The organism is Pedobacter sp. D749 (genome assembly GCF_019317285.1).
Lineage (GTDB): Bacteria > Bacteroidota > Bacteroidia > Sphingobacteriales > Sphingobacteriaceae > Pedobacter.
In genome coordinates, this window is the sequence record NZ_CP079218.1 from 2,612,688 (window position 1) to 2,626,366 (window position 13,679).

The following is a 13,679-nucleotide window of genomic DNA, read 5'->3' on the forward strand; positions in this document are numbered from 1 at the left end:
ACAATTCTTTTCCAAGAACCACCGACTTTGTTAAATAAACGTGATTGAAGAGAAAGCCCGCAGCGCAGCGAGGACTTGAAACGGAAAGCAGGACTGCAGCTCCCGATTTAGTACCGACCCCCTCATTTTCTAACTAATATTGACCACCTAAGCCACCTGAGAACAATAAGTATTTTTTAGCACAAAAAAGGAGCGGCATTACACCACTCCTTCTAACCAAATATAAAAGAGAAAAGATTAATTTTAAATATTAGAAAGCGTAACGGATAGTCGCGCCATAAGTCCTTGGGTCGCCCAGTACCCCCGCATACAAACCGGAGTTACCTGCAGCAGCCTGTAATTGCTCGTAATAGTTTTTATTTGCGATATTTCTGCTCCAAACAAATAAAGAAAACTTATCTGATTTGAAACCTAACCTTGCATTAAATAAAGCATAACCTTTAACATTTAGTACGCTTGATGGCGTAGGATTTGAAGAGTATTCTGAACGGTAACTGGCATCACCAGCAATAAAATACCTACCTTCTCTGGTAGCTAGCTTACCTGCAGTACTTAATTCTGTACCGCCAGAAATATTCCATTTTGATACACCTGGTAATCTTCCTCCGGAAGCATCTTTAAATGCCACTTGTGTAGCAACACCATTTACCAATTCGGTATGCCCGGTTTCTTCTAAAGGAAGAGGTGCATTTGTAAATTTTACATATTTGCCATCCAGATAGGCCAAGGCAGCATTTAAGGTTAAAAACCTTTCCAACTGGTAAGTTCCGTCTATTTCCAATCCTTTTACCCTTACTTTTTCAGCATTTGCCAGATAGCCTCTATTTACACCCAGTTGTGGAGATTGAACATTGGTCTGGTAATCTTTAATGTCAGTATTAAATAAACTAAGATTCACGATAGCACCTTTAAACGGCTTTGTTTTAGCACCTAACTCATAATGTTGAACATACTCCGGTTTAACAACAGCTACAGATAAATCGGCTGCACCGGTTGAAGTAGTTGGCAAACCACCTACGTTAACACCCACGGGTTTATAGGCAGTAGAGAAAGTTCCATAAACATTTAAGTTATGCGTTGGACGATACGATACGGTAAAGTTACCTGATAAATTGTTGTTGTCTACCTTGGTTTTAAACTGCTGATTGGCATATACCGCTGCTTTAAGCGCCAATAATGCTGCATCAGTAGTCTGCAAACCACCATAGGTAACCCTATCGTAATCAACATCTTTTTTATCATACGTATACCTTAAACCTGGCAATACGTGCAGTTTTTTGAAAACTTCCCAATCAACCTGTGCAAAAACAGCCGCACTTAACGATTTAATGGTTGAATTGGTTTTAATTCCAAAGCCATCTAACAAACTAGGGGTTGAATATAAAGCCTGACTGCCGGTATTACTCGTCTGTACAAATCTCCACTGATCTTTACCTACTTCTTCTGTTTGTGCCAAACCTTTTAAGTTCTGACCCAGGAAATAAACACCGACTACCCCACTTAATTTTTCGGTAATATTACCGGCATATCTTATTTCCTGTGAGTATTGATCGTGACGTGAGGTACCTTGCGATTTGGTTAGCGCTGCTAATTCTGAGAAATCCCTATCATTTGTAGGATCCCAGTTCCAGAATCGCCAGGCAGTGGTTGAAGTAAGCGTTCCATTGCCGATTTTATAATCTACGTTTAAAGAGATACCACCTATCGACTGGTTATGTCTCCAAGGCGTATTGGTATTGATCTCTCTGGCAAAAGGATCGATTTTAGGTTGTTGATAGCCTAAATCAGATACAATTCTGGCATACTGGCGGTAAGCACTTCTTTCAGTTGTAGTTACACCTGCAATTACCAAAGGATAACCTGCCGGATGCTGAATGCTTACATCTCCACTTAGTAATACCTGTAATTTCTCCGAAGGAGTATAATATAGCTGCCCTTTAAAGCCCAGATTATTCTGTCCGCTGTATCTTCGTTCTTCTCTGGTGTTCCAGATGGTACCATCGCGCTGTGTTCCGGAAATTGAAATTTTTGCAGCAAGATCTTTTGCAAGTGCGCCGGAAACTGATGTTTTAGCCTGAATAAAATTATAATTCCCTGCGCTCAATTCTATTTTTGCACTTGGTGTTAAAGTTGGTTTACTTGTAGTGATGTTAAACGCACCTGCTGTTGTATTTTTACCAAATAAGGTACCTTGTGGGCCACGTAAAATTTCGATCTGCTCAATATCAAGAAAATCAGTAGAGGTAGCAGCCGGACGTGCATGGTAAACACCATCTACATAAAACCCTACTCCAGGATCGATACCATCATTGGTTAAACCAAAGGTAGACCCTAAACCCCTGATATTTAAAGTGGTATTTCTGGCATTAGAAGCATATAACTGTACAGAAGGCACTAATTCTTTCAAACGGTTAACATTAAAAGCACCAGCATTTTCTGCAGCACGGCCACCAATAACAGTAATTGGAATCGGTACATCCTGTAAAACCTCCGAGCGTCTTCTGGATGTTACCACGATTTCATCTAATAGCGCATTCTCTACCAAAACCAGTTCTATTGGAGTCTCCTGAAGTTTTAATATCTGAAAATCCTGTGGTTTATAGCCTACTGAACTTACCTGAAGGTAAAATGGTGTTTCTTGTTTTACATTAATGCTGAAAGCGCCATTTTCATCGGCCACTACAGCCTGGTTTGTTCCCCTCACCTTTATGGTTGCATTAGGGATGGTAGTGCCATTGCTTGTTTTAATTACACCGGTTACTGCACTTTGGGCAAAAGCGAAACCTGCCGAAAGTAAAAATGAAAAGAGGAAAAGTAAACTTTTGTTCATGATTATGTTGATAGTTTGTTTAAATGCTGTTGATTAATGACCCGTTGGAATTATGCGATTACTGTTTTAGAATGGCTACAACAACAATAAGAGTGCGTTTTTTGAATTGTTTTCATAATTACCATATAAATCCTATAGATTTAGTAGTCAAATATATTAAAAAATATTATTTTCCAAATTTTATTTTGTGTTTTTTATAAATAGCCGCAAACCTCGTAGGTTTTAAAAACCTGCGAGGTTTAAATAAAAAAACGGGTCTATCGTAAACCGATGACCCGTTTTTCTATTTATTAGGAAAGATTGAGTAAATATTACCTTCAACCTTCTCCCCTCTTACCTTCTGCCTTAACCCTATCTGGTATAATTAGGTGCTTCTTTGGTAATGGTAATATCGTGTGGATGACTTTCGCGCATACCTGCAGCAGTAATCTGTACAAACTGCGCTTCTTGTAAAGCTTCAATATTTGCGGCTCCACAGTAACCCATACTTGCACGTAAACCACCAATGTATTGGTACATTACTTCAGCCAAAGTACCTTTAAAAGGCACGCGACCAACGATACCTTCAGGAACTAACTTTTTAATATCGTCTTCAACATCCTGGAAATAACGGTCTTTAGAACCTTGTTCCATTGCTTCAATTGAACCCATTCCACGGTATGATTTAAATTTACGTCCTTCGTAAATAATGGTTTCACCCGGCGATTCTTCTACTCCTGCAAATAACGAACCCGCCATTACGGTACTTGCTCCAGATGCAATTGCCTTAGCAATATCACCAGTATGTTTAATACCACCATCAGCAATTACTGGTACACCTGTACCTTTTAATGCTTTAGCACATTCGTAAACGGCATATAACTGAGGAACACCAACTCCGGCAATAATTCTGGTGGTACAAATAGATCCCGGACCTATACCTACTTTAACAGCATCAGCACCAGCATCGGCCAGGAATTTTGCAGCAGCACCAGTAGCAATATTACCAACAATCACCTGTAATTCAGGGTATTTAGTTTTTACTTCTTTTAATTTATCAACTACTCCTTTAGAGTGACCGTGAGCAGTATCGATAGTAATTACATCAACTCCGGCCGCAACTAAAGCATCAACCCTTTCGATGGTATCGGCAGTTACGCCAACGGCAGCACCTACACGTAAACGGCCACGTTCATCTTTACAGGCAACAGGATAATTTTTTACTTTCGAAATATCTTTAAAGGTGATTAAACCACTTAGGTAACCATCTTTGCTTACTACGGGAAGTTTCTCGATTTTGTGGTTCTGAAGAATTTCTTCTGCCTGTACTAAAGTAGTACCTTCTGGTGCAATGATTAGATTATCTTTTGTCATTACCTCAGAAATCGGCCGCTTCATATCTTTTTGGAAACGTAAATCTCTGTTTGTAATAATTCCAACAAGTTTATTATCGCTGCTTACAACCGGAATGCCACCAATTTTATGCTCTTTCATGATCTTGAAAGCATCGGCTACAACAGCTGTTTCCAATAAGGTAACGGGATCCTGGATCATACCACTTTCTGAACGCTTAACTTTACGTACTTCTGCAGCTTGTCTTTCTATGGTCATGTTTTTATGTAACATCCCGATACCACCATTTTGTGCTATTGCAATGGCAAGCTCAGCCTCTGTTACGGTATCCATTGCGGCAGAAATCAATGGAACATTAAGTTTGATTTTTTTTGTTAAAAAAGTGGATGTATTTACTTCACGGGGCAGAATTTCGGAATATGCGGGTACTAATAGTACGTCGTCGTACGTTAAACTTGTGGCAATAAATTTAGTGGAATCGAGTTGCATAGCAAATAAATTAGGATTTATTATTTGCCAGGCAAAGATACGAAAATAATGCGAAAACAAAAGCGTCGAGTTAAAATTACTCAAATATTGAGCTTGCCTGACAATTCTTGTCCTGCATTTAATTGAGCATTATTTTCTTTGTTGCTCTTGCCTATACCTATAAAAATCAAACCTGCTAGACGAAAATTATTTCAAAATAATTCGGAGAATGTTTTTATACTTGCAGAAGCCAAAGAACTAATTTATAATGCAGAAAAATGCTCTCAGATTTCTGACTTTAATGCTTTGCATTGGAGTTAGCACCGCCTATGCCCAAACTATTCAACCTGTAAAAAGAGAATTTAAGTTTGGAAAAATTGCACCAACAGAATTCGAAGTAAAAGCCTCGGGACAAGACTCTTCGGCTTCGGCGATTAAACTGTTTGATGTTGGCAACTGCTATTTTGAAATAGGCCCGTCTTCAGGAGGCTTTGTTTATGTTTTTGAAAGACACATCCGTTACAAGATTTTAAACAAAAACGGTTATGATCTTGCCAATTTTAAAGTAGAACTTTATAAAAACAGCAATTCGGCAAAAGAAGATCTTAACTACATGGATGCTGCAACCTATAATATGGTTGATGGTAAAATGGTAACCAGCAAACTTAACAAAGATGCCAAGTTTACCGAAGAGTTTAACAAAAACTATGTGATCAAAAAGTTTGCGCTTCCTAACGTGAAAGAAGGTTCGATCATTGAATTTAAATATAAGATCAAATCAGATTTTATTTTTACGTTACGCGGCTGGCGGTTTCAATCAAGTGTTCCTACACTTTGGTCAGAATATAATGTGAGAATACCAGAGTACCTGACTTATAAAACCAATATGACTGGTTACTATCAGGTTGATCATCCGCTTCATCAAAATGTAAGTGCATCTTATGTAACTGGCGTAAATTCAAATGCGGTATACGATAAATATTGTGCGGAGAATATGCCAGCTTTAAAAGATGAGCCATATGTGACCACCATGGATGACTATAATCCAAAGATTGAATTTGAATTAAGGGCAACTAGTTTTCCCGGGGATGTATATCATGATTATAATGGCTCCTGGCCTAAAATCATTAACGAGCTGGCCCAGGATGAAAACTTTGGGGGATATATTAACCGTAACGGCTATGCAAAATCGGTGCTTCCTGGTATTTTGAAAGGAGAAAAAGATACATTGGCTGCCGTTAAACTTATTTTCAACTATGTTAAAAACAGTTTAAAATGGAACAAACAATATTCTAAATATTCAAACGAAACCAATCCTAAAAATCTTTTTGAAAAGAAAACAGGATCATCAGGCGATATCAATCTGGCTTTATTGGGTTTACTAAAAGAGGCTAAAATTGAAGCCTATCCGGTGCTGATCAGTACAAGGGAAAATGGCACGCACCCCGGTTACCCACTAATCTCCGCATTTAACAATGTAATTGCTGTTACTCAGATCGGCAATACCGTTTATTATCTTGATGCAACAGATCGAGATTTACCTGCCGGAATGTTGGATTATGAAAACCTGAGCCACCAGGGTTTTTATATGGATTTAAAAAATAACGATGGTAAATGGCTTTCTACCGAGCCAAATATACCTAGCGAAAAGGTTTTTGTATACAATATGGTGCTGGATAAAGAGCATAAACTGTCTGGAACAATCAACCAGTATTCTAAAGGTTATGCAGCATTAAACCTGCGCAATAAATATAGGACAACCAATAACGAAACCGAGTTTATAAAAGGTTTCAAAAAGGATAAAACGGGTCTTGAAGTTTCTGCTTATAAAATTGACAATCTTGATAACGTCGACGAATTACTGAGCGAAAGTATGGACGCAGTAATTGAAGATAATGTGGAGGAAGCCGGCAACCTGGTGTACTTCACCCCACTCCTTTTTGAAAGAACAAAAGAAAATTTATTTAAACTGGAGCAGCGTAAATTTCCGGTTGATTTTGCCTATCCATTTAAAGAAAGCTACCGCATTACGGTAAACTTCCCTGATGATTATGAAATAGATAAACTTCCTAAAGGAGGTATTTACAAACTTCCGGAAGAGAACGGAACCTTTACCATTAATTATATAGCAGAAGGCAAAACCTTGATGGTAAAAAGCAGCATCAACGTAAATAAATCATTTTATACGCCAGAAGAATATTTCGATCTAAAAGAATTATTCAAAACCGTGGTAGAAAAACAGGCCGAACAGATTGTATTTAAAAAGAAAGGATAATGAAATATTATTTAAGTTTCGCGCTTGCGCTTTTGGGTATTAATACTGTATTTGCACAGACAGATTATGATGTAGCAAAAATTCCCGAAAACCTGAAAAAAGATGCAATTGTAGTAATCAGGAATGAAGAATCTTTTTTTGATGTTAAAGGGCTTGGGGCTGCAAAAATGGATTATAAAATTGCAATTACCATTTTGAACAAAGCAGGCGATCAATATGGAGAAATGACAGAGTTTTATGATAAATTCAGCAGCATATATAACATCAAAGCGACACTTTACGATGCTGCAGGCAAAAGAATAAAAGACTATAAAAGTTCGGACATTAAAGATCAAAGCCTGATTTCCGATTTTTCGATCTTTGAAGACAACAGGCTTAAGCTCTTAAAATTTGTAAGTGTAACTTATCCATACACTATAGAATACAGTTATAGTCAGGACTATAACGGATTGTTATCTTTTCCTTCGTGGCATGATTTGAAAGGCTTTGGTGTATCTGTAGAAAAATCAGCTTACACCATTCAAAAGGCAAAGAACTACAAAATGAGATACATTACGAGTTCGAATTTAAAGACCGACTCGGTAATTAATGGAGAAAAAATACAGTATAAATGGAAAAGTGCCAATGTTAGTGCTTTTGCTGAAGAGCCTTTAAGTACAGGGATTGATAACATTTCTGCCTGGGTTAAGGCAGCTCCAAATCAGTTCGAATACGATGGCTCTACAGGAAATTTCGACAACTGGAAAAATTTTGGTTCGTGGCTTTTTGCTTTAAATCAAGGCGGAAATAAGCTTCCTGAAGCAACCAAATTAATGGTGCAGAACTTAATTAAAGACGCCAAAACACCAAAAGAAAAGATTCGGATTTTGTATAACCATTTGCAACAAAATACCCGTTATGTAAGTGTTCAACTAGGTATAGGGGGCTTTAGGCCTATTTTGGCTGAAAAAGTGGCACAGGTGAATTACGGCGATTGTAAAGCACTTTCTAATTACATGAAAGCCCTGCTTAACGAAGCAGGAATTGCCTCAAATTTAATTGTTATTGGAAATGATATGCCTAGTTTAAATCCGAATTATTCGAGCATGGGGCAGGCCAACCACATGATTTTATGTGTACCACTCGAAAAGGATACTACTTTTTTAGAGTGTACCAGTCAATATAAACCCATGGGTTTTATTGGTTACAGCAATTCTGACCGGAATGTATTAATGGTGACAGAAGACGGAGGAAAAATAGTGCATACTCCGGTTTATAATGCGAAGGAAAACTACCAGATCAGAAAAACCAAAATTATACTCGCCGAAGATGGTACAGCAGATTCGGAAATCAGATCTACCTATGGCAATGCACAATTTGAAGAAAATTTTTCGATGACTTTAATGGAACCTGTTGAACTTAGGAAAAGAATTATTGAAGAGAGTTCTATTCCTGTTGCAGCGCTAACCAGCTATAAGTATTTGCAGGCAGATAAAACGGTACCTGTGCTTACAGAAGAGATTAACTTTAAAACCAATCCGATACTAACTAAAGGCGGAGATAAATTATTTTTGGTCGTAAACCAGATTAACCGTCGCGAAAGCGTTCCGCTTAAGGTAGAGGGGAGAAAAACATACTTTGCCGTTCCTTTTAGCTATAACGATGATGATGAAATCAACTATATTCTTCCAAAAGGCTACAATGTAGAGTTTATCCCAAAAGATATTGCTATTAACTCTGAATTTGGCTCTTACACAGCGAAATTTAGTGTTAAGGATAACATGATTGTTTATAGCCGTACACAAACAATGAACAACAAAAAGTACCCGCCAGAAAAATATGGGGAGTATGTAGATTTTTATAAAAAGATCTATCAGGCCGATAAACAAAAAGCTGTTTTAGCTAAAACCTTATAAATTATGATTACTGAAAACCAATATTTTGATGGCAACGTTAAATCGTTAGGCTATGAAACTGCTGAAGGAAAATCGACCATTGGCATTATCAATCCGGGAGAATATACCTTTGGTACTGCTCAAAAAGAAATTATGCATGTTATCGAGGGTGAATTAGAAGCCTTACTCCCTGAAGCTGCTGAATGGCAGAGCATTAAAGCAGGCAGTAAATTCGAAGTTGATGAAAATTCATCGTTTAAAGTTAAAACGACTGTACAAACGGCATATTTATGCCAGTATAGGTAGTTTTAAAAAGAAGTCAAGTTTTAAAAACTTGACTTCTTTAATTATGCTATTCGCAATTATTTCTTCCCAATCACTACTTCAGTAAAATGATCTGTAATCAGGTATTTATTCGCCAACGCAAGTAATTCTTCAGCAGTAATGGTTTTAACTTTCTCTATATATCTGGTATAGTAATCGTAATCCAATCCTGCGAAATAAATATTCTTGAATTTATCGGCATGTGAGAAAACATTCTCCAAACTGCCCAACATAGAACCCAGCATGTAGTTCCGAACCAGGTCCAGTTCCTCATCCCCTACCAGTTCAGTTTTCAATATCTCGATTTCTTTATAAATCTCAGTTAATGCAGCCGCACACACATCAGCACCTACTTCGGTAGCGATAAAAAGATAACCTGCCTGCTGCAGCGAAGAAACCCCTGAACCAATACCATAAGTATAACCTTTATCTTCACGGATATTGTTCATTAGGCGCGAACCAAAATAGCCCCCTAAAACGGTATTTAGAATCTGAAGTCCGGAGAAATCTTCATGTTTACGGTTAATGGCCAACTGACCAATCCTGATAGCAGACTGCAAAGCTTCTGGTTTTTCGGTATAAATAGTCTGTTTTGCAGTTGCAGCGAAATCAAAACTGTTTTTTATGGCATTACTCTTTTCCCAATCTTTACCAAAGGCATCGTTCAGCAAATTAAAACTTGCCTCATCAAACTTTCCGGAAACGATAATGGTGCAGTTGTTAGGTGAATAAGCCGCTTTAAAATAATCAATCAGGTCTTCACGTTTTAAAGCATCATAATGTTCAGCCTGTATATTTACACCATAAGCGGTATTACCAAATAAAGCGTGCGCAAACTCCTTTCTAGCAAGAATATCGTTTTTTTTGAGGTTTACCTGCAGTTTTTGTTTCTGGTTTTGGATGTAAATATCAAGCTCCTGCTGTGGAAACTGACTTTCTGATAGAACATCTTTTACAATGGGTAATACCGAATGTAAATGTTTATTTAAAGTATATAACGTAACTGAAGATTGATCCTGAACATATTCTGTTTGGAAAAATGCACCATAAAAATCAATTTGTTCGGCTATCTCTTTTGCAGATAATTTATTTGTTCCATTATTGATTAATGCGCTCACTGCAATGGCCTGCAATGGTTTTTCGGATTTCCAGTTAACATTATCGAAAATAAATTCAATACGTACCAGATCCTGTTCGCCAGAATAAATAGTGAAAACGGGTATACCATTCTCTAATACTTTTTTCTCCGGATGGATAAATTTTATTGTCGATACCTGCTTAAAATCAGGCGCCTGTTGTCTGTTAAGCATTTTCTTCTGTTAAGTAATATAAAGTAGATGATGATTTATGGTTAAAAGTTTCGTTAGATATCCTTTTGATATCTTTTGCCTCTACTTTTAAAAATTCTTCGGTTTCCCGGTTCAATATAGCAGCATCGCCTAATAGTTCGTAGTACGCCAGGTTCATCGCTTTATCAAGCAGGCTCATCTCAGAAAACACGAGTACTGATTCTACCTTGTTCTTTACCTTAGTTAATTCACTTTCAGAAACCAGTTCGGTCTTTAATTTTTCCAGTTCAGCCCAGATTGCCTTTTCGGCAGTTTCAATTGTTACACCCTCAACCAGTTTACCCTCAACAATAAACAAACCCGGATCCAAACTACTTGAAATATAGGCATTGATATCGCTAAAAAGTTTCTGCTCTTTCAACAAGCTATTATACAAGCGCGAAGATTGTCCACGTGATAAAATATCAGATAATAAATCAAAGGCGTAATAATCCTGATTTAATCGCCCCGGCATTTTAAAAGCCATATAAATCGCATTTAAAGGTACGTTAGCCCTCACCGTTTCTTGCCTGGCTTCTGTTTGCGGTTCTTCCTGAACTAAATCACGGTTGTACTTCTCTCCCGCCGGGATCGGTTCAAACCATTTTTCAGCCAGTTTTTTCACATCTTCGGTTTTCACATTTCCACCCACAACCAAAATTGCATTTTGTGGTGTATAATGTTTTTTGAAAAATGCTTTTACATCATCCATTGTTGCATTTTCAATATGCGAAAGTTCTTTGCCAATAGTTGCCCAGCGGTAAGAATGCTTTTTATAAGCCAGCGGACGCAATTTTAACCAAACATCACCATAAGGCTGGTTAAGGTAACGTTGCTTAAACTCCTCGCTTACTACATTCCTTTGCGTATCTAAACTTTTTTCAGAAAAAGCCAGGCTCAGCATCCGGTCGCTTTCCAGCCAAAATGCCGTTTCTATGTTTTCTGCAGGCAGCGTAATGTAATAATTGGTAATATCATTGCTCGTAAAAGCGTTATTCTCACCACCTACGCGCTGCAAAGGCTCATCATAATTCGGAATATTTACCGATCCGCCGAACATTAAATGTTCAAATAAATGCGCAAAACCGGTTTTTTCTGGGTCCTCGTCACGCGCGCCAACATCATATAAAATATTTAAAACTGCCATTGGCGTTGTCGCATCTTCATGCACCAAAACTTTTAAACCATTGGCAAGTGTAAAACGATTAAAATCTACCATATTAATTTTTAGTGTGGGTAAAGATAATTTAATAATTCATTTAGCAGAAAGTGATTAATAATTATGACGACTGCTCCAGATATTTTTAAAATTCTTTTAACTGGAGTAGTATAAAATATGTTTTGCCACTTAACCTATTCTATTTTTATTATTTTAGCACCAGATAATCATTAATCATGGGCGAGGAAACAGCAAAAAATTCTTTTGGAATTTTAAATAGTTTAAAAAAACTAATATTCGAAGATAGTACAGAAACGACTGATAACTTGCAAGATAGGCCACTCCCCCCTATAAAAGCGGCTGAACCTGTAACTAACCAGGCACAGACTAATCTAAAGCAAAATGTTACTGTAATAGGTGTTACAGATGTTAAGCAAATGAAGGTAAAAGTTTTAGGTATACTGGAAAGAATGAACGAGCCTGGACTTGATTTTTTTGAAGTTTGGAATGCAGCAGCAGAAATGGGCAGTATTGATGCTACAACTATAAAAGCTGCTTTTACATCATTAAAATATGTAGAAAAAGACTTAAACAAGCAAAAACTATTAGCTACAGGGCGTAATTATGCTACCGAATTAAAGAAAGTTATAGATCAGGAAAGCAGCCAGAAACAACAACAAAAACAAACCATAGAAAATAATTTGGTTGATGAAAAGGATAGCCTAGTAAGCGAAATTAAATCTATTGAACAAAACATTGCCGATCTTAAAACAAAACTACAAGCAAAAGAACAGGATTTAAAAAGTATTAACGCCAAGTACGACCCACAATTAAAAGATATTGATCAAAAAATTGCCTTAGGTAATGCAGCGGTTAATGAGGTTATTACCGATATTGAAAAGGCATTAAGCATAATTGAAACAAACATAAATTAAACAATTAAAAATTAACGACAAGTAATGGAAAACAAAAATCAGTATGTAAATATTCCGGCTGAGATTAAGAGCCAGCTGCCGATATTTCAGGTTTTGGGCGATCATCTTCCCAGTCAGGTGCAAACTCCTGAAGGTAAAAAGGTAATTTCTAGTATCTTTTTTTGGGCGCTCATTTTAGGAGGTGCATTTGCATTTTTTAAATTTCTGCCAATTATGCTGGTTTATGCAGCCAAAAGTATTCTATTGGTTATCTTCAGTATTATACTCATTGTTTTGCTTTTATTGGCTCCGAAAATTATCTCCTTATTAAACCGTTTAGGTACAATTTTAATTTTTAAAGGTGAAAAAGCAATCATCAGAGGTAATCCTATTGAAACGCTTCAACTGTTATCAAAAGATGCAAAAGACACTTTAAAAAGAGTAAAAGATAAAATTACGAATGTTGATGGTGTTCGCATTGATATGATTCAAAGTGGCGAAACGGCACAAAAAACTGCTGAAGAAAAATATACCTATGCTAAACGTTTCACGCTGGAAGCAGCAAATTTAGATGAAAAAGCAAATCAGGAAAAGACAAACAATAACATTGAAAAAGCGAACGATTTAAACAGAGATGCTAAAGAAACCCGAACAAAAGCATTTTTGTTAGGTAAAGAAGGCGAAGCAGAAGAACAAAATGCCCGCAGCTATGTACAATATGCCAATCAGTTTGCTAAAGTTTTAGAGGTTTTGAAAGATAATGAAAGTGCAGCCCGCATTTATGTAAGTACTTTGGATAGCAGTATTTCTATTATTTCGAAAAAACTGGAAGCTACTCAAAAAATGAAAAATGCTACTGAAGGACTTGCAGAAGTATTTAACATTAAAGATGGTTGGGCTTTCCAGGAGGCTATGAATGCTGCTACTGGTGCCATAAGCCAAAACATAGCGTCTATTCGTTCAAACCTTGATTTCTTAGATCAAAATAATAACATTACCGTTGGTGGTGCGCCATCACAAAGTGAATTAGAAGAATTTATCAAAAAAGTAGACGATCGTAACCTTAAAATGCTTAATGTAAGCAGAATGTCTGACGCTTCTTATGAGCTTAAACCTGAAGAAAAAGTAGATAAAGGATTTACATTATTAGATTAATCAACATTTAAATTAAACAA

At 37.0% G+C, this 13,679-nt stretch carries 9 protein-coding genes; 5 read left to right on the plus strand and 4 right to left on the minus strand.

Annotated features, from left to right (window positions below; translation table 11 throughout):
- Nucleotides 1–250 precede the first annotated feature (250 nt).
- Nucleotides 251–2,830 (minus strand): TonB-dependent receptor, encoded by a 2,580-nt coding sequence (locus KYH19_RS10480; protein ID WP_219078658.1) that lies wholly within the window; start codon nt 2,828–2,830, stop codon nt 251–253.
- Between the two features lie 351 nt (nt 2,831–3,181).
- Complete coding sequence (gene guaB, locus KYH19_RS10485) at nt 3,182–4,651, minus strand: IMP dehydrogenase (protein WP_219078659.1); 1,470 nt, start codon at nt 4,649–4,651, stop codon at nt 3,182–3,184.
- A 247-nt stretch (nt 4,652–4,898) separates the two neighbouring features.
- Between guaB and KYH19_RS10490 the strand changes: the two genes are divergently transcribed.
- From KYH19_RS10490 to KYH19_RS10500, 3 genes are read left to right on the plus strand one after another with little or no spacing between them, the layout of a single operon-like run.
- Nucleotides 4,899–6,905: a DUF3857 domain-containing protein gene (locus KYH19_RS10490; RefSeq protein ID WP_219078660.1), complete on the plus strand. Its 2,007-nt coding sequence runs from the start codon at nt 4,899–4,901 to the stop codon at nt 6,903–6,905.
- Entirely contained in the window at nt 6,905–8,800 is a 1,896-nt protein-coding gene (locus KYH19_RS10495) for a DUF3857 domain-containing protein (protein WP_219078661.1), read from the plus strand. The genes KYH19_RS10490 and KYH19_RS10495 overlap by 1 nt, the downstream gene beginning before the upstream one ends.
- A gap of 3 nt (nt 8,801–8,803) precedes the next feature.
- A complete protein-coding gene (locus tag KYH19_RS10500; RefSeq protein ID WP_219078662.1) occupies nt 8,804–9,085 on the plus strand; it encodes a pyrimidine/purine nucleoside phosphorylase in 282 nt (93 codons plus the stop codon).
- Between the two features lie 56 nt (nt 9,086–9,141).
- Here KYH19_RS10500 and KYH19_RS10505 read toward each other — a convergent pair whose 3' ends face one another.
- Both KYH19_RS10505 and KYH19_RS10510 read right to left on the minus strand, forming a co-directional pair.
- Entirely contained in the window at nt 9,142–10,413 is a 1,272-nt protein-coding gene (locus KYH19_RS10505) for a pitrilysin family protein (protein ID WP_219078663.1), read from the minus strand.
- Complete coding sequence (locus tag KYH19_RS10510) at nt 10,406–11,650, minus strand: pitrilysin family protein (protein WP_219078664.1); 1,245 nt, start codon at nt 11,648–11,650, stop codon at nt 10,406–10,408. Before KYH19_RS10510 ends, KYH19_RS10505 begins: the two co-directional genes overlap by 8 nt.
- A 176-nt stretch (nt 11,651–11,826) precedes the next feature.
- Between KYH19_RS10510 and KYH19_RS10515 the strand changes: the two genes are divergently transcribed.
- Together KYH19_RS10515 and KYH19_RS10520 are read left to right on the plus strand one after the other, a co-directional pair.
- The gene (locus tag KYH19_RS10515) at nt 11,827–12,525 is read left to right on the plus strand and encodes a hypothetical protein (RefSeq protein WP_219078665.1); all 699 of its coding nucleotides are present in this window, start codon (nt 11,827–11,829) and stop codon (nt 12,523–12,525) included.
- A 24-nt stretch (nt 12,526–12,549) separates the two neighbouring features.
- The gene (locus tag KYH19_RS10520) at nt 12,550–13,659 is read left to right on the plus strand and encodes a hypothetical protein (RefSeq protein WP_219078666.1); all 1,110 of its coding nucleotides are present in this window, start codon (nt 12,550–12,552) and stop codon (nt 13,657–13,659) included.
- Nucleotides 13,660–13,679: the final 20 nt, after the last annotated feature.

Excerpts from the sequence above, each read along its gene's own strand:
- KYH19_RS10510 (WP_219078664.1), bottom strand. The coding sequence starts at position 11,650 with ATGGTAGATTTTAATCGTTTTACACTTGCCAATGGTTTAAAAGTTTTG.
- guaB (WP_219078659.1), bottom strand. The coding sequence starts at position 4,651 with ATGCAACTCGATTCCACTAAATTTATTGCCACAAGTTTAACGTACGAC.
- KYH19_RS10520 (WP_219078666.1), top strand. The coding sequence starts at position 12,550 with ATGGAAAACAAAAATCAGTATGTAAATATTCCGGCTGAGATTAAGAGC.
- KYH19_RS10480 (WP_219078658.1), bottom strand. The coding sequence starts at position 2,830 with ATGAACAAAAGTTTACTTTTCCTCTTTTCATTTTTACTTTCGGCAGGT.
- KYH19_RS10490 (WP_219078660.1), top strand. The coding sequence starts at position 4,899 with ATGCAGAAAAATGCTCTCAGATTTCTGACTTTAATGCTTTGCATTGGA.
- KYH19_RS10505 (WP_219078663.1), bottom strand. The coding sequence starts at position 10,413 with ATGCTTAACAGACAACAGGCGCCTGATTTTAAGCAGGTATCGACAATA.
- KYH19_RS10495 (WP_219078661.1), top strand. The coding sequence starts at position 6,905 with ATGAAATATTATTTAAGTTTCGCGCTTGCGCTTTTGGGTATTAATACT.
- KYH19_RS10515 (WP_219078665.1), top strand. The coding sequence starts at position 11,827 with ATGGGCGAGGAAACAGCAAAAAATTCTTTTGGAATTTTAAATAGTTTA.
- KYH19_RS10500 (WP_219078662.1), top strand. The coding sequence starts at position 8,804 with ATGATTACTGAAAACCAATATTTTGATGGCAACGTTAAATCGTTAGGC.